19 protein-coding genes are annotated in these 21123 nt (G+C 70.8%); 14 read left to right on the forward strand and 5 right to left on the reverse strand.

Translation table 11 applies throughout. From position 1 onward, the window contains the following. The first annotated feature begins 99 nt into the window (after window positions 1–99). The gene (locus tag LWP59_RS07815; RefSeq protein WP_144639014.1) at window positions 100–777 is read left to right on the forward strand and encodes a uracil-DNA glycosylase; all 678 of its coding nucleotides are present in this window, start codon (window positions 100–102) and stop codon (window positions 775–777) included. A 146-nt stretch (window positions 778–923) separates the two neighbouring features. Here the strand turns inward: LWP59_RS07815 and rpmB are convergent, their stop codons facing one another. After that, the gene (gene rpmB / locus LWP59_RS07820) at window positions 924–1115 is read right to left on the reverse strand and encodes a 50S ribosomal protein L28 (RefSeq protein ID WP_091516398.1); all 192 of its coding nucleotides are present in this window, start codon (window positions 1113–1115) and stop codon (window positions 924–926) included. Window positions 1116–1254: 139 nt separating this feature from the next. Here rpmB and LWP59_RS07825 point away from each other — a divergent pair, with 139 nt between their 5' ends. The 5 genes from LWP59_RS07825 (at window position 1255) to LWP59_RS07845 (ending at window position 10881) form a co-directional block, all read left to right on the forward strand. Beyond that, window positions 1255–2835, forward strand: coding sequence for a DAK2 domain-containing protein (locus tag LWP59_RS07825; protein ID WP_144639016.1), 1581 nt, complete (start codon window positions 1255–1257; stop codon window positions 2833–2835). 3 nt (window positions 2836–2838) lie between these two features. Further along, window positions 2839–5004, forward strand: a complete 2166-nt coding sequence (recG, locus tag LWP59_RS07830) for an ATP-dependent DNA helicase RecG (protein ID WP_144639018.1) — start codon at window positions 2839–2841, stop codon at window positions 5002–5004. Between the two features lie 56 nt (window positions 5005–5060). Beyond that, window positions 5061–5999 carry a S8 family peptidase gene (locus tag LWP59_RS07835; RefSeq protein WP_308431689.1) on the forward strand — a complete coding sequence of 313 codons (939 nt, stop codon included), beginning with the start codon at window positions 5061–5063 and terminating at the stop codon, window positions 5997–5999. Window positions 6000–6089: 90 nt separating this feature from the next. After that, window positions 6090–9464: a pyruvate carboxylase gene (locus LWP59_RS07840; RefSeq protein WP_144639020.1), complete on the forward strand. Its 3375-nt coding sequence runs from the start codon at window positions 6090–6092 to the stop codon at window positions 9462–9464. 118 nt (window positions 9465–9582) lie between these two features. After that, a complete protein-coding gene (locus LWP59_RS07845; RefSeq protein WP_144639022.1) occupies window positions 9583–10881 on the forward strand; it encodes an SAM-dependent methyltransferase in 1299 nt (432 codons plus the stop codon). A gap of 591 nt (window positions 10882–11472) precedes the next feature. Here the strand turns inward: LWP59_RS07845 and LWP59_RS07850 are convergent. Further along, complete coding sequence (locus LWP59_RS07850; RefSeq protein WP_144639024.1) at window positions 11473–12471, reverse strand: LLM class flavin-dependent oxidoreductase; 999 nt, start codon at window positions 12469–12471, stop codon at window positions 11473–11475. Window positions 12472–12493: 22 nt separating this feature from the next. Continuing rightward, complete coding sequence (locus tag LWP59_RS07855) at window positions 12494–14617, reverse strand: HelD family protein (RefSeq protein WP_144639026.1); 2124 nt, start codon at window positions 14615–14617, stop codon at window positions 12494–12496. Between the two features lie 108 nt (window positions 14618–14725). On the opposite strand from LWP59_RS07855, the gene rsmD reads away from it, so the two are divergent. From rsmD to mutM, 7 genes are all read left to right on the forward strand, one after another. Further along, window positions 14726–15298, forward strand: coding sequence for a 16S rRNA (guanine(966)-N(2))-methyltransferase RsmD (gene rsmD / locus LWP59_RS07860; RefSeq protein ID WP_144639028.1), 573 nt, complete (start codon window positions 14726–14728; stop codon window positions 15296–15298). Window positions 15299–15319: 21 nt separating this feature from the next. After that, complete coding sequence (gene coaD / locus LWP59_RS07865) at window positions 15320–15805, forward strand: pantetheine-phosphate adenylyltransferase (protein ID WP_144639031.1); 486 nt, start codon at window positions 15320–15322, stop codon at window positions 15803–15805. Between the two features lie 188 nt (window positions 15806–15993). Then, complete coding sequence (locus LWP59_RS07870; RefSeq protein WP_144639033.1) at window positions 15994–16713, forward strand: SPFH domain-containing protein; 720 nt, start codon at window positions 15994–15996, stop codon at window positions 16711–16713. A 54-nt stretch (window positions 16714–16767) separates the two neighbouring features. Next, the gene (locus LWP59_RS07875; protein ID WP_144639035.1) at window positions 16768–17352 is read left to right on the forward strand and encodes a YceD family protein; all 585 of its coding nucleotides are present in this window, start codon (window positions 16768–16770) and stop codon (window positions 17350–17352) included. 70 nt (window positions 17353–17422) lie between these two features. After that, the gene (gene rpmF / locus LWP59_RS07880) at window positions 17423–17605 is read left to right on the forward strand and encodes a 50S ribosomal protein L32 (protein WP_091516752.1); all 183 of its coding nucleotides are present in this window, start codon (window positions 17423–17425) and stop codon (window positions 17603–17605) included. A gap of 11 nt (window positions 17606–17616) precedes the next feature. Further along, the gene (rnc, locus tag LWP59_RS07885; RefSeq protein WP_144639037.1) at window positions 17617–18360 is read left to right on the forward strand and encodes a ribonuclease III; all 744 of its coding nucleotides are present in this window, start codon (window positions 17617–17619) and stop codon (window positions 18358–18360) included. A gap of 29 nt (window positions 18361–18389) precedes the next feature. After that, entirely contained in the window at window positions 18390–19256 is an 867-nt protein-coding gene (gene mutM / locus LWP59_RS07890) for a bifunctional DNA-formamidopyrimidine glycosylase/DNA-(apurinic or apyrimidinic site) lyase (protein WP_144639039.1), read from the forward strand. Here mutM and LWP59_RS07895 read toward each other — a convergent pair whose 3' ends face one another. Beyond that, window positions 19257–19445 carry a DUF3072 domain-containing protein gene (locus LWP59_RS07895; RefSeq protein ID WP_144639041.1) on the reverse strand — a complete coding sequence of 63 codons (189 nt, stop codon included), beginning with the start codon at window positions 19443–19445 and terminating at the stop codon, window positions 19257–19259. An 85-nt stretch (window positions 19446–19530) separates the two neighbouring features. Here LWP59_RS07895 and LWP59_RS07900 point away from each other — a divergent pair, with 85 nt between their 5' ends. Further along, window positions 19531–20520: an alpha/beta fold hydrolase gene (locus tag LWP59_RS07900; RefSeq protein WP_144639043.1), complete on the forward strand. Its 990-nt coding sequence runs from the start codon at window positions 19531–19533 to the stop codon at window positions 20518–20520. Here the strand turns inward: LWP59_RS07900 and LWP59_RS07905 are convergent. Continuing rightward, complete coding sequence (locus LWP59_RS07905) at window positions 20517–21038, reverse strand: general stress protein (protein WP_144639045.1); 522 nt, start codon at window positions 21036–21038, stop codon at window positions 20517–20519. The two genes, LWP59_RS07900 and LWP59_RS07905, sit on opposite strands and share 4 nt — an antisense overlap. Between the last annotated feature and the right edge of the window lie 85 nt (window positions 21039–21123).

Genomic DNA, 21123 nt, shown 5'->3' on the forward strand with positions numbered 1-21123 from the left:
TTCCCATGTCCACGGCCGGTCGACGCTGACCAGCAGCAGGTGGAAAACCTTGCGGGCGGCGCGAAGCCGGGCCCGGCGCAGGCGCTACAGTCGCCAGCCGTGAGCGGAAAACCGTTGTCGGAGGTCGTGGAAGCCGGGTGGGCGCAGGCGCTGGAGCCGGTCGCCGGCCGCATCGCCGCGATGGGTGACTTCCTGCGCGCGGAGATCGGGGCGGGGCGGCGCTACCTGCCGTCGGGGGAGAACGTGCTGCGCGCGTTCAAGCAGCCCTTCGCCGGTGTGCGGGTGCTCATCGTGGGCCAGGACCCGTACCCGACGCCGGGGCATCCGATCGGCCTGTGCTTCGCGGTGGCGCCCGACGTGCGCCCGCTGCCCAAGAGCTTGATCAACATCTACCAGGAGTACTGCGACGACCTCGGTCACCCGCAGCCGTCCAACGGGGACCTGACCCCGTGGACCGAGCAGGGTGTGCTGCTGTTGAACAGGGCGCTCACCGTGCGGCCCGGCTCGCCCAACTCGCACAAGGGCAAGGGCTGGGAGGAGATCACCGAGCAGGCGATCAGGGCGCTGGCCGCCCGGGGTGGTCCGCTGGTGGCGATCCTGTGGGGCTCGAACGCGCGGAGTCTGAAGCCGCTGCTCACGGGGGTGCCGTGCATCGAGTCGGTGCACCCCAGCCCCCTGTCGGCGCACAACGGTTTCTTCGGCTCGAAGCCCTTCAGCAAGGCGAACGACCTTCTCGTGCAGCAGGGCGGCGAGCCGATCGACTGGAAGCTGCCGTAGAGGCCACCACCTCGCCACCGGCGCCCGACAGCCACCCGCTCACCCGAGGCGACCCGGCAACCGCAGCCAGTGATGGCGGCGGCCCACCCCGGGCGCACCAAAAGGCCCGGGGGACTGACGTCCACCCGGGCCTGGAAGCTGTGGGATCAGCCCCGAACGACCTTGCCCGCCTTGAGGCACGAGGTGCACACGTTCAGGCGCTTGCGCTGGGACACGCCGACCTTGGCGTGCACAGTCTGGATGTTCGGGTTCCAGCGGCGGTTGGTACGCCGGTGGGAGTGCGAGACCGCTTTGCCGAAGCCCGGTCCCTTGCCACAGACGTCGCACACGGCAGCCACGTCGAACTCCTTTGACGATCAGGGGAAGACAGATCACGCCCAGCGGGGCCGGGCAACTCGACCATAGTAACGACTGTCTTCACCCCGCCCACGCCCGGGTCGATACGCTGCCAGGAACCGGGGTGAGGAGGTCGGGCGAGTGCGGGCGTTGGACGAGGCTGCGGTGGTGGCCTGGGCCTCGGCGTGCGTACACAGTCTCGACGTGCTCCGGCCCGCGATCAACGGCATCAACGTCTACCCGGTCGCCGATTCCGACACCGGGTCCAACCTCCTCCACACGATCACCGGCGCCCGCGACGCGCTCGCCGACGGCGAACTGACCGGCGCCGGGCAGGCGTTGTCCCTGCTCGCGAGGGGTGCGGTGCGCAACGCGCGGGGCAACTCCGGCGTCATTCTCTCGCAGGTCCTGCGCGGCCTCGCCGAGTCGGCCGCGGGTGCGCCCGAGCTGGGTGGCGACGACCTGGCCCAGGCCCTCGTGCACGCGGACCGCGTCGCGACCGAAGCCGTCGCGCGGCCCGTCGCGGGCACGATGCTGACGGTCCTGCACGCCGCCGCGAAGGCCGCGAAGGGCGACTCCCTGGACGAGGTGGTCGTGACAGCCGCGAAGGCCGCGTCTACCGCCCTCGCGCAGACCCCGCAGCAGCTGCCGGTCCTCGCCAGCGCCGGTGTCGTCGACGCGGGCGCGCGCGGGCTCGTCGCGGTCCTGGACGCTCTCGCCGGTGTCGTCACGGGTACGGCGACAGAGCTCGCGCACTCCTGCGAAGCGCATACGCAGGCCACGAGCGCAGCGCCCGCCCCGTACGCGTGGGAGGTCATGTACCTGCTGGAGGAGGTCACCGAGCCGGACCTGCACCAGTTCCGTCACGCGCTGAGCAGCCTCGGCGACAGCGTCACGGTCGCCGGCGACGGCTCCGGCGCGTTCGCCGTCCACGTCCACTGCGCCGACATCGGAGCCGCGATCGAAGCCGGGCTCGAGGTCGGCCGTCCACGCCGGATCCGGGTCGAACCGCTGGTCACGCCGATCCCGCTGGTCGCCCCGACCGGTCCGGACCGCACGGTCGTGGCCGTCGTCCGTGGAGACGGTCTCGCCGAGCTGCTGCGCGAAGAGGGCGTCGCGGTCCTCGCGGTGTCGCAGGGCGCGCGGCCCAGCGTCGAGGAGATGCTCGGCCTGGTCACCGAGCGCGCCGTGGGGCACATCACGATCCTGCCCGGCGACGCCCAGCTCACCACCGCGGCGGACGAGACAGCGGGGCACGCGATGATCGGCGACCGGGAGGTCGTCGTGATCCCCTGCGCCTCCCCGGTCCAGGTGCTCGCGGCGCTCGCCGTGCACGACCCGGCGCGGCGCGTGAACGACGACGTCGTGGCCATGGCCGAGGCCGCCGCGGCGACCCGGCGTGGCGAGCTCGTGGTCGCCGAAGAGGAGTCGATAACCTGGGTGGGGCTGGCCCACGCGGGCGATCTCATCGGGTTCGTCGACGGCGAGGTCGTGCTGGTGGAGCCGCTCTCGGAGGAGAACCTGGTGACCGCGGCGATGACGTTGCTGCGGCGCATGCTCGCCGTCGGCGGCGAGCTGGTCACGGTGATCACCGGCGCCGCGGCGCCGGAAGGCGTGGCCGGCGAGCTCGCCGACCAGCTGTGCGAGGAGCGGCCGGAGGTCGAGTTCGTGAGCTATCCGGGCGGCCAGACCGAAGCGGTGCTGCTGATCGGCGTGGAGTAGGAAATGACAGTCCTGAGCGACAAGCTGACCTCGTTGCTGGGCCGCAAGACGGCCGCGGCGCTGGCCGAGGCGCTCGACATCCACACGGTCGCCGACCTGCTCCGCCACTACCCGCGCCGCTACGCCGAGCGCGGCGAGCTGACCGACATCGCGGGCCTGGAGATCGGCGAGCACGCGACGGTGATGGCGCGGATCGAGAGGGTCAACAAGCGCCGGATGCGCAACAAGCCCGGCTGGATCGTCGAGATGACCATCACCGATGGCCGCCGCAGGCTGGAGTGTGCCTTCTTCGGCAACGCCCACCAGCGCGAGCGCGAGCTGCAGCTCGGCAAGGCAGGCCTGTTCGCGGGCAAGGTCACCGCGTTCCGCAACAAGCTGCAGCTGGCGAACCCCGAGTACCAGATGCTCGACCAGGACGACGACTCCGCGGACGGTTCCAGGCTGGACGACTTCCTCGGCGCGATCATCCCGGTGTACCCGGCGGCGTCGGGGATGCCGTCGTGGTCGATCGCCCGGTGTGTGCGTCAGGTGCTCGACACCCTGGAGCGCGAAGAGGACCCGATGCCGCGGGAACTGCGCAAGCGCTACGGGTTCGTCGAGCTGTTCGACGCGCTGCACGGCATCCACCGCCCACAGGACCAGGGCGCGCTCGACAACGCGCGCGAGCGGCTGAAGTGGGACGAGGCGATGGCGATCCAGCTGATCTTCGCCCAGCGCCGGCACTCCGCGGGCTCGCGGCCCGCGCCGGCGTGCCCGCCGAAGCCGGGCGGCATCCTCGAATCCTTCGACAAGCGCCTGCCCTTCGACCTCACCAGCGGCCAGCGCGAGGTCGGCGAGCACATCGCGGACGACCTGTGCGGCGAGCATCCGATGAACCGGCTGCTGCAGGGTGAGGTCGGCAGCGGCAAGACGGTCGTCGCGCTGCGCGCGATGCTGCAGGTGGTCGACGCCGGCCGGCAGGCCGCGATGCTCGCGCCCACCGAGGTGCTCGCCGCGCAGCACGCCCGCTCGCTGCGCGAGATGCTCGGCGACCTGGGCCAGGCGGGTGAGCTGGGGGCGGCCGACGAAGCGACGAAGGTGACGTTGCTGACCGGCTCGATGTCGACGAAGGAGCGCAAGCAGGCGCTGCTGGACGCGGCGAGCGGTGCGGCAGGCATCGTCGTGGGCACCCACGCGCTGATCCAGGACACGGTCTCGTTCGCCGACCTCGGTTTCGTCGTGGTGGACGAGCAGCACCGCTTCGGTGTCGAGCAGCGGGACGCGCTGCGTACGCGCGGCGCGAACGACACGAGCCCGCACGTGCTCGTGATGACCGCGACCCCGATCCCGCGCACCGTCGCGATGACGGTCTACGGCGACCTCGAGACCTCCGCGCTGCGCGTGATGCCGGTCGGCCGGTCGCCGATCTCCACCACGGTCGTGCCGGTCAACGAGAAGCCCGCCTGGCTGGACAGGGTGTGGCAGCGGGTGCGCGAGGAAGTCGGCAAGGGGCATCAGGCGTACATCGTGTGCCCGCGCATCGGTGACGAGCCGCCCTCGGACAAGAGCGACAAGCGGCCGCCGCTGGCGGTCCTCGACGTCGCGGCGGAGCTGGCGGCCGGGCCGCTGGCCGGGCTGCGCATCGGCATCCTGCACGGACGGCTGCCCAGCGACGAGAAGGACGCCGTGATGCGGGCCTTCGCCGCGGGGAAGCTCGACGTGCTGGTCGCGACGACGGTGATCGAGGTCGGCGTGAACGTGCCGAACGCGACCGCGATGGTGATCATGGACGCCGACCGGTTCGGCGTCAGCCAGCTGCACCAGCTGCGCGGCCGGGTGGGCCGGGGCGACGTGCCGGGCGTGTGCCTGCTGGTCACCGAGGCGATCGACGGAACGTCCACCCGGGAACGGCTCGCCGCGGTCGAGTCCACAACGGACGGTTTCGAGCTGTCGCGGCTGGACCTCGAACTGCGCCGCGAGGGCGACATCCTCGGCGCCGCGCAGTCCGGCAAGCGCTCCAGCCTCAAGCTGCTCTCGCTGCTGCAGGACGAGGAGACGATCGCCGAGGCCCGGCTGTGCGCGCAGGAGATCGTGACCGCCGACCCGGCGCTCGCCACCCATCCGGGGCTGGCCCAGCTGGTGTCCTCGGTCGTCGACGACGATCGGGCCGAGTACCTCGAGAAGTCCTGACTCGATAGTGGTACAGCGTTTGTCCCGGTGTGGGTGACGGGGTGACCCTGCCAGATGTGACAAAGTTTCCGGCGCGCACCGCGATCTCGTTACTGCTCACCCTCGCCGCCACCGTGGCGACGGCCGCACCCGCTCTGGCCGACTCCGGCAGGCAGGACAACCCGCCGAGCTGGGGCCTGGACCGCATCGACCAGCGCGACAGCGCCACCGATCACCTCTACCGCTACGACACCACGGCGGACCAGGTGACGGTGTACGTCATCGACACGGGCGTCGACGCGACGCAGCCGGAGTTCGAGGGTCGCGTCGAGCCGGGCCAGAACTTCGTCGACAACAACACCGACACCAGCGACGGCAACGGGGACGGCACCCGGCTGGCGAGCATCCTCGGCGGCAAGGACTACGGCGTCGCCAAGGGTGTGCACATCGTGCCGGTCAAGGTGCTCGACAGCGGCGGGAACGGCAACCTGGTCAGCATCATCAGCGGCATCGGCTGGGTCGCGCAGAACGTGAAGCAGCCGGCGGTCGCCGTGCTCGGCATCGGCGGGCCGGGCAACGACCAGCTCGACAAGGCGGTCAAGACGCTGGCGGCCGTGATGCCGGTGGCGGTGCCGGCGGGCTGGTCGGCGGCGGACGTGAGCACCTCGTCGCCGGGCCGGGTGCCCGACGTGCTCACCGTCGGCGCGATGGACCAGAACAACGCGGTGTCCCCGAAAACGAACTTCGGCGCGGGTGTCGACGTCTTCGCGCCAGGCGTGGACGTCCCAGCCGTGGCGCCGGGTGGCGCGAGCCCGACCTCCGGCACGTCGATGGCCGCCGCGTTCGTCGCGGGCGCGGCAGCTCTTTACCGCGCCGAGAACCCTTCCGCAACTCCAGCGCAGGTCTCGCAAGCCATCGTCGACCGCGCGACGCCGAACGTGCTCACCGGCGTACCGGACGGCACCCCGAACCGTCTCCTCTGCACCGTTCCCGGAACCGTTTCCGAAGCTCAATGATGTCCATCACCCGGGACTGAACTCCCGTCGTACGGGATCGGCAAGGTAACGTCTGCTCTCACCGATCCGTACGTAGAGGAAGGACCGGGCATGTTCCGGAAGGTACTCGTCGCCAACCGTGGTGAGATTGCCATCCGCGCGTTCCGCGCGGGGTATGAGCTGGGCGCGGGCACGGTGGCGGTGTTCCCGTACGAGGACCGCAACTCGCTGCACCGGCTCAAGGCCGATGAGGCCTACGAAATCGGCGTGCAGGGCCACCCGGTGCGTGCCTACCTGTCGGTCGAGGAGATCATCGGCGCGGCACGCAAGGCCGGCGCCGACGCGATCTACCCCGGCTATGGATTCCTGTCGGAGAACCCGGATCTCGCGCTGGCCTGTGAACAGGCCGGTATCACTTTCGTCGGCCCCAGCGCCGAGATCCTCGAACTGACCGGCAACAAGGCCCGCGCGGTCGCCGCCGCGCGTGAGGCCGGCGTGCCGGTGCTCGGTTCCTCGCAGCCGTCGACCGATGTGGACGAGCTCGTCGCGGCTGCGGAAGAAGTCGGCTTCCCGGTGTTCGTCAAGGCCGTCGCCGGTGGTGGCGGCCGTGGGATGCGCCGCGTCGACGACCCCGCGCACCTGCGCGAGTCGATCGAGGCCGCCGCCCGCGAGGCCGAGTCCGCCTTCGGTGACGCGACGGTGTTCCTGGAGAAGGCCGTCGTCGACCCGCGGCACATCGAGGTGCAGATCCTCGCCGACGGCGAGGGCAACGTCATCCACCTCTTCGAGCGCGACTGCTCGGTCCAGCGGCGGCACCAGAAGGTCATCGAGCTGGCGCCGGCCCCGAACCTCCCGCCGGAACTGCGGGAACAGATCTGCAACGACGCCGTGGCGTTCGCCCGCAAGATCGGTTACCGCAACGCGGGCACCGTCGAGTTCCTGCTCGACAAGGACGGCAACCACCACTTCATCGAGATGAACCCGCGCATCCAGGTCGAGCACACGGTGACCGAGGAGGTCACCGACGTCGACCTCGTGCAGTCCCAGATGCGCATCGCCGCCGGCGAGACGCTCGCGGACCTCGGCCTGTCACAGGACAAGGTCTACCTCCGGGGCGCCGCGTTGCAGTGCCGCATCACGACCGAGGACCCGGCCAACGGCTTCCGCCCGGACACCGGGATGATCAGCGCCTACCGCTCGCCCGGTGGCTCGGGCATCCGCCTCGACGGCGGCACCGCGTTCGCGGGCACGGAGATCAGCGCGCACTTCGACTCGATGCTCGTCAAGCTGACCTGCCGCGGCCGCGACTTCAAGACCGCGGTCGGCCGCGCCCGTCGTGCCGTGGCGGAGTTCCGGATCCGTGGCGTCGCCACGAACATCCCGTTCCTGCAGGCGGTGCTCGACGACGAGGACTTCCGGAACGGCCGGGTCACGACGTCGTTCATCGAGGAGCGCCCGCACCTGCTCACCGCGCGGCACTCCGCCGACCGCGGCACGCGGCTGCTGACCTACCTCGCGGATGTCACGGTCAACAAGCCGCACGGCGAGCGCCCGCGGCTGATCGACCCGGCGAGCAAGCTGCCGGAGATCCCGGGCGGCGAGCCGCCCGCGGGGTCGAAGCAGAAGCTCGACGAGCTGGGCCCGGAGGGCTTCGCGCGCTGGATCCGGGATTCGGCGACCGTCGGCGTCACCGACACCACCTTCCGCGACGCGCACCAGTCACTGCTGGCCACGCGCGTGCGCACGAAGGACCTGCTCGCGATCGCGCCGGTCGTCGCGCACACCGTGCCCGAGCTGCTTTCGCTGGAATGCTGGGGCGGCGCGACCTACGACGTGGCGCTGCGGTTCCTCGCCGAGGATCCGTGGGAGCGCCTGGCCCGGCTGCGCGAGGCGGTGCCCAACATCTGCCTGCAGATGTTGCTGCGTGGTCGCAACACGGTCGGCTATACCCCGTACCCGACCGAGGTGACCAACGCGTTCGTCGAGGAGGCCACGGCCACCGGCATCGACATCTTCCGGATCTTCGACGCGCTCAACGACGTCGAGCAGATGCGCCCGGCGATCGAAGCCGTGCGGGAGACCGGAAAGGCCGTCGCCGAGGTGGCGCTCTGCTACACCTCGGACCTCTCGGACCCGGCCGAGAAGCTGTACACATTGGACTACTACCTGAAGCTGGCGGAGCAGATCGTCGGCGCGGGCGCGCACGTGCTGGCGATCAAGGACATGGCGGGCCTGCTGCGGGCGCCCGCCGCCGCGAAGCTGGTTTCCGCGCTGCGCAAGGAGTTCGACCTGCCGGTGCACATCCACACGCACGACACCGCGGGCGGCCAGCTCGGCACCTACCTGGCCGCGATCAACGCCGGTGCGGACGCGGTGGACGGTGCGGTCGCGTCGATGGCGGGCACCACGTCGCAGCCTTCGCTGTCGGCGATCGTCGCCGCGACCGACCACTCCGAACGGCCGACCGGGCTTTCCCTGCGGGCGATCGGGAACCTGGAGCCGTACTGGGAGATCGTGCGCAAGATCTACGCGCCGTTCGAGGCGGGCCTGGCCTCGCCGACCGGGCGCGTGTACGACCACGAGATCCCGGGCGGGCAGCTGTCCAACCTGCGCACGCAGGCGCGGGCGCTCGGGCTCGGCGACCGGTTCGAGGACATCGAGGCGATGTACGCGGCCGCGGACCGGATCCTCGGCCACCTCGTGAAGGTGACGCCGTCGTCCAAAGTGGTCGGTGACCTCGCGCTGCATCTCGTGGGCGCCGGTGTCTCGCCCGAGAAGTTCGAGGCGGAGCCGAACAAGTTCGACATCCCCGACTCGGTGATCGGTTTCCTGCGCGGCGAGCTGGGCGACCCGCCCGGCGGCTGGCCGGAACCGTTCCGCAGCAAGGCGCTCGAGGGCCGCGCCGACCCCAAGCCCGAGACCGAGCTGTCCACCGAGGACCGCGCGGGGCTGGCGGACAACCGGCGGCAGACGCTCAACCGCCTGCTGTTCCCGGCGCCGACGAAGGAGTTCGAGGCGCACCGCGAGGCCTACGGCGACACCAGCGTGCTGCCGAGCAAGGACTTCTTCTACGGCCTGCGGCCGGGGGAGGAGTACCAGGTCGACCTCGAGCCCGGGGTGCGGCTGCTCATCGAGCTGGAGGCCATCGGCGAGGCCGACGAGCGCGGGCTGCGCACGGTGATGTCGAGCCTCAACGGCCAGCTCCGGCCCATCCAGGTGCGGGACCGCTCGGTCGCCTCGGACCTGCCGGCCGCGGAGAAGGCCGACAAGAACAACCCGAAGCAGGTCGCCGCGCCGTTCGCCGGGGTCGTGACGCTGTCGGTGGCCGAGGGCGACCACGTCGAGGCGGGCGCGACCGTCGCCACGATCGAGGCGATGAAGATGGAGGCCGCGATCACCGCCTCGGCCGCCGGGAAGGTGGGCAGGCTGGCCATCAACTCGGTGCAGCAGGTCGAGGGCGGCGACCTCCTGCTGGTACTGGAGTAGCAGAAAGGCCGTGCACTTTCCCGCGATATTCCTGTGGGAAAGTGCACGGCCCGCGAATTCCGGCAGTTCGGGCGAATCGTCTTGGAGGTATGGGCGTGAAGTCCCGGTAAGTGCTTGAATGAGGCACGTGGCTACCTCGCAATCCGCTGCGAGCGCGGTGCACGCCCTGGTGCGTGCGGCGCTCGGCAGCGAACTCCCGCTTCATATCCGCTGCTGGGACGGTAGCGAGGCGGGACCCCCGGACTCGCCGGTCCGGCTGGTGCTGCGCCGGCGCCGGGCGTTGCGGCGGCTACTGTGGGCGCCGAACGAGCTCGGTATCGCGCGCTGTTTCGTTTCCGGCGACCTCGATGTCGAATCAGATTTCTTCGAGAGCCTTTCCCAGCTCGAGCGCGTTATCGGGCAGCAGACCGGGCCGCTGGCGGTGGACGGGGCGACCAAGCGCGACATGATCAAGGCCGGGTTGCGGCTGCGGGCGTTCGGGCTGCCGCCGAAGCCGCCGGCCGAGGAGATCCGGCTGGGCGGGCGCCTGCACTCGAAGCGGCGCGACGCCGAAGCGATCTCGCACCACTACGACGTCGGCAACGACTTCTACTCGCTCGTGCTCGGGCCGACGATGACCTACTCGTGCGCGGTGTGGGGCGAGGGCGTCGAGTCGCTGGACGACGCGCAGATCGCCAAGGTCGACCTCGTGGCGCGCAAGCTCGGGCTGCAGGAGGGCATGCGCGTGCTCGACGTGGGCTGCGGCTGGGGCACGTTCGTCATCCACGCGGCGAAGAAGTACGGGGCACACGCGGTCGGCGTGACGCTTTCGCAGGCCCAGGCGGACTTCGCGCGCAAGCGGGTGGCGGAGGAGGGGCTGTCGGAGCTCGTCGAGATCCGCGTCCAGGACTACCGCGACGTGCGGGACGGGCCGTTCGACGCGATCTCCAGCATCGGGATGGCGGAGCACGTGGGCCAGTCGATGCTGCCCACGTACACGAAGGCGCTGTTCGACCTGCTCAAGCCGGAGGGGCGGCTGCTCAACCACGCGATCTCGCGGAAGGCGGGCGTGCCGGGGCACACGGCGGAGAAGACGTCGTTCATCAACCGCTACGTCTTCCCCGACGGCGAGCTGGAGCCCCTGGGCGTGATGGTCGACGCGATCGAGGACGCGGGCTTCGAGGTGCGCGACGTCGAGGCGCTGCGGGAGCACTACGCCCTGACGCTGCGGGCGTGGGTGGCGAACCTGGAAGCTCGCTGGGCCGACGCGGTCCGGCTGAGCAGCGAGGGAAGGGCCCGCGTGTGGCGCCTGTACATGGCGGCTTCGGCGCTGACGTTCGAGCGCGGGGTGATCGGCGTGAACCAGGTGCTGGCGGTGAAGACGGCGGAGAACGGCAAGTCGGGCTTCCCGAGGACCAGGACCGCGTTGCTGTCGTAGGGGAGGGGCAGGCGGCGGCAGGGGGGAGGGCTGTGCCTGACCCCAGAGTTGGGTGGTCATCCCGTCGCCTGAACTCGCGGCATCACTTTGAGCCAGGCCCGCAACCCTCCTGCTTGCGGGCAGCCGACAGCGCGAGCTTGCGGGTCTGGGTCAAAGTGATATGCACAGACCGCAGGCGACGGGATGACCACACAACTCGACCACCTGCATGAGGTGACGTAGCGGGCTTTTCCTGGCTCATCTTTGAGCCTGCCCGTCCGGCGAGGACTCTCTTGATCTTTTCGCCGCGCTGCGTGGGGGCGCGCGAAGCGCGGGTGGTTGGGGTATGCCCGTTCCACCCCGATCGCGGAGTGTTCAACGGTCGGCCCACCGCGTCAAGGCGGGAAAGATGCCTTGACCAGGCGTGCCGACCGCTGGAGGACGCGGGGATCGGGGTTAGGGAGCGGGCTGGCGCGGGCATTCGTGGCTGCCGTTGCCGGGTCGCCGTGGGTGGGGTGGCTGGGTGCTGCCGGGTCGCCGTGGGTGAGTGGCTGCCGTTGCCGGGTTCGGCATGGGTGGGTGGCTGGGCGTCGCCAACCAAACCATCGCCCCCTACCGCCCCAGGTCGGCCACCAGCTCGTAAGATCGCACCCGGTCGGCCTGCCCGTGCACCATCGTCGTGATCATCATCTCGTCCGCCCCTGTGTCCGCGATCAGCGTCTCCAGGCCCTTCCGCACCGTCTCCGGGGAACCGATGACGTTGCTTCCGAACCGCTCCTCGAGGAACTGCCGGTCGAGGTCCGTGTACGGGTACTCCGCCGCCTCCTCGGGCGTCGGCAGCGGGATGGGGCGGCCCCGGCGCAGGCTCAGGAATGTCAGCCCACTCGGCCCCGCCAGCCACTGTGCCCGCTCGTCGGTCTCGGCGCAGATTACCGCCACACCCAGCATCAGGTACGGCTCCCGCAACACCGAGGACGGCCGGAAAGACTCGCGGTACAGGCGCACCGCCGGCAAGGTGTTGCGCGCGCTGAAGTGGTGCGCGAACGCGAACGGCAGCCCCAGCGTGCCCGCCAGTTGCGCGCTGAACCCGCTCGAACCCAGCAGCCACACGGGCGGCTTGTGCCCGACCGCCGGGATCGCGTTCACCGCCCGCGCGGGGTCCGGCTCGAAGTAGTCCATCAGCTCGGTCAGCTGCTCCGGGAAGTTCTCCGCGTTCAGCGCCGCCATCGAACCCCGCACCGCGAGCGCCGTCCGCTGGTCGGTGCCAGGGGCACGGCCGATCCCCAGGTCGATCCGTCCCGGGTGGAACGCCTCCAGCATGCCGAACTGCTCGGCCACGATCAGCGGCGCGTGGTTCGGCAGCATGATCCCGCCCGAACCGACCCGGATCCGCTCCGTCGCCGAAGCCACGTGCCCGATCAGCACCGCCGTCGCCGAGCTCGCGATGCCCGGCATGTTGTGGTGCTCGGCGACCCAGTACCGGTGGTACCCCAGCCGTTCGGTCTGCCGCGCCAGGTCGATCGTGTTGCGCAGGGCGGTGCCGGCGTCCCCGTCGCTCGGGATGGGGGACAGGTCGAGCACGGACAACCGCACGTCGCTCAGAGAGGTCACGGTCAGCGCAACGACGCCGCGATCACAGCCATTCCCGGTCCGAGGCCACCACGGTCAGCTGCTGGGTCGCGCGGGTGAGCGCGACGTAGAGCACCCGGCGGCCCGTGGTCGACTCGGTGATCAGCTCGGTCGGCTCCACCAGCACCACGGCGTCGTACTCCAGCCCCTTGGAGTCGAGGCTGCCGACGACCTTGAGCCGCTCGTCGGCGCGGCCCTGCAGCCAGGCCTGCACCTCCGGCACCCGGTCCATCGCACAGATCACGCCGACTGTGCCCTCGACCGAGTCCATCAGCTCCTTCGCCGCGGCCTGCGTCGTGCCCTCGATGCCCGCTCGCTCGACGACCCGCACGTCCGGCTCGATCCCCGTCGTCCGCACGGCTTTCGGCAGCTCGTCCGCCTCCGCGTGCCCGGCGACGACCCGCGCGGCCAGGTCGAAGATCTCCGCCGAGTTCCGGTAGTTCGTGCGCAGCGTGTACCGCCGACGCGGCGTCCGCAGGCCGAACGCCTGGTCCCGCGCCTGCGCCGCCTCGGCCGGATCCGGCCACGAGCTCTGCACCGGGTCGCCGACGACAGTCCAGCTCGCGTACTTGCCGCGCCGCCCGACCATCCGCCACTGCATCGGCGACAGGTCCTGTGACTCGTCCACGACGATGTGGGAGTACTCGTCGTAGTGCTCGGGCCGGTGCGTGCCCTGGCCCTCTGTGCCCCGCGGCGCGGGCGCCGCGTCCAGCTCGACCGCCTGCGCCCGGCGACGCCGCTTCGGCGGCACCCCGACCAGCACCCGCAGCTCGTCCAGCAGCGCGACGTCCGCGACCGACCAGTCCCTGTTCCGGTCCGCCAGCGATGCCGCGAGCAGGTCCACCTCGTCGCGCTTGAGCACGCCCTTGGCCGCGCGCGTGAGCCGCGCCGGGTCGCCGAGCCAGTGCAGGATCTCGGCCGGGTAGAGCACCGGCCACCACACCACCAGGAACCGGTGGAAGTCGATCCGTTCGCCCAGCTCGGTGATCAGCTCGGCGCGGTCGACCGACCGGCCGTCGGCGCGGGCGTTCTCCTCCGCCTTGTCCGCGAGCGCTTCGAGCAGCGTCTCCGCCGCGCGCACCCGTGACCGGTTGGGCGGACCGCCGTGCCCGTGCACCTTGCGGCGGACCCGCTCCAGCTCCTTGCCGTGCAGCTTGAGCACCTCGCCGCGGTAGACGATGCGCATCTCGTCCGGCACGCCCGGCGGCGCGTCCCGCATGGCCCGGGTCAGCACCTTGCGCATCCGCAGCGAACCCTTGACCGCCGCCAGCGGCGCCGGGTCCTGCCGCGTCGCGAGCACGCCGTCGAGCACCTCGCCCAGCGCGCGCAGCTCGACGTTGGTCTCGCCCATCGACGGCAGCACGCGGGAGATGTAGTTCGTGAACACCCCGGACGGGCCGAGCACGAACACGCCGGCCCCGCCGAGCTGGCGGCGGTGCCGGTAGAGCAGGTACGCCGCGCGGTGCAGCGCGACCGCCGTCTTGCCCGTGCCGGGACCGCCGGTGATCTCCGTGACGCCGCGCCAGGGCGCGCGGATGACCTCGTCCTGCTCGCGCTGGATGGTCGCCACGATGTCGCGCATCTTCTCGCCGCGCGAGCGGCCGAGCGCGGCCATCAGCGCGCCCTCGCCGACCACCTGCATGTCCTCGGGGACGGCGTCGGGGATCAGCACGTCGTCGTCCACGTCGAGCACCTTCTGCCCGGAGCAGCGGATGACGCGCCGGCGCACGACGTCCATCGGCTCCTCAGCGGTGGCCTGGTAGAAGGCCACGGCCGCGGGGGCGCGCCAGTCGGTGACCAGGTTGTCGAACTCCGCGTCCCGGATGCCGAGTCGGCCGACGTAGATCTTCTCCCGGCTGGTCTGGTCGAGGCGGCCGAACACCAGGCCCTCGTACTCGGCGTCGAGCGTCTGCAGCGTCTGGTTGGCGTGGAAGACCATCATGTCCCGCTCGAAGAGCATGGACGCCTGCTCGAAGACGGCCTCACGCTGCGCGCCGTGGCCGATCTCGTACCCCTTGGCACGCATGGCCTCGGCCTGCGCGCGCAGTTCGGCGAGACGGGTGTAGACGCGGTCGACGTGCTCTTGCTCGATGGCGATCTCGGCCCGTCTGACCCGAGGTTCCGACACGCAGCGCTCCTACAGCTCACTCCCGCAACAGGAAGAACGACTCTACGCGTGCCGGCCGAACGGTTCACCAAGTCCCGGCCGAAAAACAGCGGCTGCGAAGATAGCCGGGTGACCAGGATCGTCGCCGGGAGGGCGGGCGGAAGACGGCTCAGGGTGCCGCCGCAGGGCACGCGGCCGACCTCCGAGCGGGTCCGGGAGTCCCTGTTCAACGCGCTGGAATCGGCCGGTGAGCTGGCCGGCGCGCGAGTGCTGGACCTCTACGCCGGCTCCGGGGCGCTGGGGTTGGAGGCGCTGTCCCGTGGCGCGGAGGAAGCGGTGTTCGTCGAGTCCGACCGCCGGGCGGTGCAGATCCTGCGGGGCAATGTGGCAGAACTCGCCCTGGGCGGCGTCGTGCGGGCAGGCCAGGTGGAAAGCGTGCTGGCCCAGGCCGCCGAAAAGCCGTTCGACCTGGTACTGGCCGATCCGCCGTACGCGGTGGACGCGGCGAAGCTCGGTGTGATCTTGGCCGCGCTGGGCGCCGGCGGCTGGGTCGCCGAGGACGGGCTGGTGATCGTCGAGCGTGCTCAGCGCGACGGCGAGCCGGACTGGCCGGCCGGTTTCGCCCCGTTGCGGGCGATGCGGCACGGCGACACGGCGCTGTACTGGGCGGAGTACGTCACTTCGGCGCGCAGTCCGCGGTGAGCACAAGGTAACGTCCGCGCCATGGCGCGTGCGGTCTGTCCCGGTTCCTATGATCCCGTCACCAACGGCCATCTGGACATCATCGAACGAGCGGCGAAGCTCTTCGACGAGGTCGTGGTGGCCGTCATGATCAACAAGAACAAGCAGGGCCTGTTCTCGATCGCCGAGCGGATGCAGCTGCTCACCGAGATCACCGACGGCCTGCCCAACGTCCGGATCGACTCGTGGCACGGGCTGCTCGTGGACTACTGCAGGCAGCACGACATCGCGGCGATCGCCAAGGGCCTGCGCTCGGTCAGCGACTTCGACTACGAGCTGCAGATGGCGCAGATGAACCGCGAGCTCTCCGGCGTCGAGACGCTGCTGATGTCGAACAACCCGCGGTACGGCTTCGTGTCCAGCTCACTGGTCAAGGAGGTCGCCACCTACGGCGGGGACGTGAAGAACCTCGTGCCGGGCGTGGTGTTCGAGCGGCTGACGGCCAAGCTCGCCGAACGCAGCTCCTGACAGGCCCGCCCGTCGCCCACTACCACCCGCAACGGTGTCGCTGACAGGCCCGCCCGTCGCCCACCACCACCCTCAACGGTGACGCTGCGCGTCGCTGACACGCCCGGGGGGCTGGCCTCCGTGGCCTTTTGCTCCGGACCCGGCAAACTGGAACGAGCCAGCGGGGAAGGGCCATCTAGGGAGTTGCCGTGTACCGGGTGTTCGAGGCTCTCGACGAGCTCGTCACGATCGTGGAAGAGGCACGCGGAGTGCCGATGACGTCCAGCTGCGTGGTGCCGCGCGGGGACGTGCTCGAGCTTCTCGACGACGTCCGGGACGCCCTGCCGGCCGAGGTCGACGACGCCCAGGACGTGCTCGACAAGCGCGACGAGCTGATCGACAAGGCCCGCGCCGAGTCCGACGCGATGGTCAACGGCGCCCGCACCGAGGCCGAGAGCGCAGTCACCGAGGCGAACGACGAGGCCCAGCGGATGCTCGAGGACGCGCGGGCGCGCGCCGAGCAGATCATGGCCGACGCGCACGCCGAGGCCGAGCGCATGGTCGCCGCGGGCCAGGCCGAGTACCAGAACCTCGTGGAGCGCTCGCGCGCCGAGTCCGAGCGCATGATCGAAGCGGGCCGGGCCGGCTACGAGCGGGCGATCGAGGACGGCAGGCACGAGCAGTCGCGGCTGGTCTCGCAGACCGAGGTCGTACAGGCCGCGCACGCGGAGTCCGCCAGGATCGTCGACGAGGCGCACGCCGAGGCCGACCGCCAGCGCGCGGACTGCGACGCCTATGTGGACGGCAAGCTCGCGGAGTTCTCGGAGCTGCTGTCCACGACCCTGCGCACCGTCGACTCCGGCCGCAACCACCTGCGGACGCCGCCGGGCGTGGCCTCGCGCACCCCGCTGTACGACTTCCAGCCGTAGCGGCCGGTACGCTGGTGAGGTTGCCCACCTCATCGATGATCCGAGTGCATCCACATGTCTGAGAAGAGTTCCCTCGACACCCGCAACCCCTGGGTGATCGACACCCGCGAGCTGGGGCGCCGCGCGGGCCTGAGCCGTGATGTGCGGCGCAAGGCCCCGGTGCGGAGCGCCCTCGGCTTCCCGGGCGTGATCGTCGTGCCCGAGGGGTCCGAAATCGAGCTCGACCTGCTGCTGGAGTCCGTCGTGGAGGGTGTGCTGGTCACCGGCACCGCCTCGGCGCGCACCACCGGCGAGTGCTCGCGCTGCCTCGACCCGATCGAGGGCGACGCCGAGATCGAGCTCACCGAGCTGTTCGCCTACCCCGACTCGACCACCGAGGCCACCACGGACGAGGACGAGGTGAGCCGCCTGGTCGACGACCGGATCGATCTCGAGCCCGCCGTCCGCGACGCGCTCGTGCTCGCCCTGCCGCAGGTGCCACTGTGCGGTGAGGACTGCCCGGGGCTGTGCCCCGAATGCGGCGGAAAGTGGGCCGATCTCGAGCCCGGACACGGGCATGAGACCATAGATCCTCGGTGGGCCGCGCTGGTCGAGCGTTTCGGTGATTCACCCGCGGGTGGCCCAGACCAGGAAGCTTGACGAGCACCTGCTCGCGCAGCTTGTAAACCGGCTCGCGTCAGCGAGCGAACCTTGACGAGGAGATGTAGTCGTGGCCGTCCCGAAGCGGAAGATGTCGCGAGCCAACACGCGCACCCGCCGGTCGTCGTGGAAAGCGGCCCCGGTGCAGTTGGTGCCCTGCCAGAACCGCGCCTGCCGGCAGCCCAAGCCGCAGCACGTGGCCTGCCCGACCTGCGGCCAGTACGACGGTCGGCAGGTCGTAGAGCCCGCCTGAGGCTGACCGAGATGGGGGGTAAGTCGAAGCCGGGAGGCCGGGCTGCCGACCCAGCATCACTGACCGAAGCGCTCGGCGTCACTCTGGACGCCGAGCTGCTTCATCTCGCGCTGACCCACCGTTCGTACGCGTACGAGAACGGTGGCCTGCCGCCGAACGAGCGGCTGGAGTTCCTCGGCGACGCAGTGCTGGGTCTCGTGGTCACCGACCACCTGTACCGCACGCATCCCGACCTGCCCGAGGGGCAGCTCGCGAAGCTGCGGGCCAGCGTGGTGAACATGCACGCGCTCGCCGGTGTCGCGCGCGGCCTCGGCGAGGGCGGGCTTGGCGCGCATCTGCTGCTGGGCAAGGGCGAGGAGCTCACCGGCGGCCGGGACAAGGCGAGCATCCTCGCCGACGGGCTGGAAGCCATCATCGGTGCGGTGTTCCTCGAGCACGGCATCGAGGCGGGGCGCGCGCTCGTGCACCGGCTGTTCGACCCGCTGCTGGCCGAGGCGCCGCTGCGCGGGGCCGGGCTCGACTGGAAGACCAGCCTGCAGGAGCTGACCGCGTCCGCGGGGCTCGGCGTGCCGGAGTACAAGGTCGAGGACACCGGGCCGGACCACCGCAAGGAGTTCAGCGCCACGGTGCTGGTCGGCGGCCGGGACCTGGGCCACGGTGAGGGCACCACGAAGAAGGAAGCGGAGCAGAAGGCCGCCGAGACGGCCTGGCGCTCGCTGACCGACGAGCTCAAGCCCCAGCAGGACGCGGACTGACTGTCGGGGGCCGGCCGTAAGCTGGTTGCGTGCCAGAACTTCCCGAGGTCGAGGTCGTCCGTGCCGGGCTGCAGGCGCATGTGGCGGGTCGCGTCATCACACGGGTCGAGGTGCTGCATCCCCGGGCGATCCGGCGGCACGCGCTCGGTCCCGAGGACTTCACCGGCAGGCTCGCCGGCGCGCGGGTCGAGGCCGCGCGGCGCCGGGGCAAGTACCTGTGGCTGGAGCTGTCGGACAAGGAAGCCATCCTCGCGCACCTCGGGATGAGCGGGCAGATGCTCGTCCAGCCCGACGGCGCGCCCGACGAGAAGCACCTGCGCGTCCGCGTCCGGTTCGACGACGAAGGCCCCGAGCTGCGGTTCGTGGACCAGCGGACGTTCGGCGGCCTCGCACTGGCCGACCTCGTCGACACCGGCAGCGAGCTGCTCCCGGCGCCGATCGCGCACATCGCGCGCGACCCGATGGATGCCGCGTTCGACCCGGCCCAGGCCGTGCGCGCCCTGCGGTCGCGCCGGACCGAGGTGAAGCGGGCGCTGCTGGACCAGACCTTGGTCTCCGGTGTCGGCAACATCTACGCCGACGAGGCGCTGTGGCGCGCCCGGCTGCACTGGTCGCGCCCGACGGAGAAGCTCACGAACGCCCAGGGCACGGCGTTGCTGGCCGCGGCGGCCGACGTGATGGGCGAGGCGCTGCGAGCGGGCGGCACGTCCTTCGATGCCTTGTACGTCAATGTGAACGGGCAGTCGGGCTACTTCGACCGCTCGCTCGACGTCTACGGGCAGGCGGACCGGCCGTGCGCCCGCTGCGGCACGGCGATCGTGCGGGAGCCGTTCATGAACCGCTCGTCCTACTTCTGCCCGCGCTGCCAGCCACGCCCACGCCGCCCGCGCGCCTGATCAGGTCCCGCGGCCCGTCTTCTGCTGCAGCTCGTCGATGAGCCTGGAGGCGTCGGCCTTCGACAGGTTCTCGGGGACCTCCTGGTTCGCCTCCTGAGCCAGCGTGTGCAGGTAGGACCGCTGCGGGCCGGTCATCGGCTCCTCGCCCGTGGTCCACTCCTCGGGATCCTTCTCCGGGTTTTCGCTCATACGTTCTCCATACCCAGAACGCGCCGCGGCCAATCCTTTCGGCATCCGCAACACGGCGGTAACGGGCGGGTGCTGGGCTGGACGGGTGCGACCCCAGGAGCCCGCGCTGACCGGCATCGGCCCGGACACGTTCGACCTGCGTCACCGGGTGATCCACGGCTACCGCCGCGCCTACCGGATGGCAGGCAGCGGACCGGTCCTGCTGTTCGTCCACGGCATCGGCGACGACTCGTCCACCTGGCTGGACGTCCTGGCCTCGCTCACCGGCGAGTACACCGTCCTCGCACCCGACCTGCTCGGCCACGGTGGTTCGGACAAGCCGCGTGCCGACTACTCCGTCGCGGCGTACGCCTGCGGGATGCGGGACCTGCTGGCCACTCTGGACATCGACCGCGTCACCGTGGTCGGGCACTCGCTCGGCGGCGGGGTCGCGATGCAGTTCGCCTACCAGTTCCCGGAACGCTGCGAACGGCTGGTGCTCGTCAGCAGCGGTGGTGTCGGCCCCGGTGTGCATCCACTGCTGCGCGTGGCCGCCGCGCCCGGCGCGGACCTGATGCTGCCGCTGCTGGGCACCCCGCCGGTGCGGGAGGGGTTGCGCCGCCTCAGCAGTCTCCTGCGCGCGACCGGCGGGCTCGGCCTCGGCGAGGACATCGACTACGTGGTCGGCAAGTACGTGCGGCTCGCGGAGTCACCGAGCAGGCAGGCGTTCCTGCGGACGCTGCGCGCGGTGGTCGACTGGCGCGGCCAGGTCGTCAACATGCTCGACCGCTGCTATCTGTCCGAGGGCATTCCCACGATGCTGGTCTGGGGCACGCGCGATCACGTCGTGCCGAGCGCGCACGCCGCGATCGCGCACGAGTCGATGCCCGGCAGCAGGCTGGAGATCTTCGACGGCGCCGGCCACTTCCCGCATCACACGTCGCCGCAGCGGTTCCTGGCCGTGCTGCGCGACTTCCTCACCCACACCCAGGCCGCCCAGCATGACGTGCACCGCTGGCGACGCCTGCTCCGGACAGGCCGAGGGCCCCGGCTCGCGGGTGCGACCGAGGCCCTCGGGGTGTCCAGTGGAACCTAGCTGTGCAGACCCGCGCGTGCGGCGAAGTCGGCCAGCAGCTCCCGGCCGCGCTCGGCGTTGCGCGGCTGGCTGAGCACGTCGTACCGGCGCGCCACGAGCTGGCTGTGCGAAACGAAGTCCCGGCGGCCACGGGTCGCGCCGTAGCTCACGGCGGCGAACACCATGCTGAACGCGACACCGGCCACCAGCCCGATGAGGATAGGCAGGATCCCGGCCCCGGTGCCGAACAAGCTCAGCAACAGGCCGACGAACAAACCGAACCAGGCACCGGACATCGCGGCGTTGCCGAGCACCCTGCCCCAGCTGAGCTTGCCCGCGACACGCTCGACGAGCATCGGCTCGACGCCGACGATCGTCACGTCGGCCACGGGGAAATCGGCGTCTGCAAGGTGGTCCACCGCCCGCTGGGCCTCCTCGTACGAGGAGTACGACCCGATCGGCCAGCCGGTGGGCAACGTGGGCAGCCGAGGGTTCGCGGGGGCGTTGCTGAACGCGGTCTGCGTGAAAGCTGTGGTCATGTCTCTCACCTCTCTACCGTCAACAACGGATTTCCCGCGCCGCTTGTGCCTTATGCCGGAATCTCACAGCCAATTTTCAGGGTGT

Origin of the sequence: Amycolatopsis acidiphila (genome assembly GCF_021391495.1) — a bacterium.
In the GTDB taxonomy this organism is placed as follows: domain Bacteria; phylum Actinomycetota; class Actinomycetes; order Mycobacteriales; family Pseudonocardiaceae; genus Amycolatopsis_E; species Amycolatopsis_E acidiphila.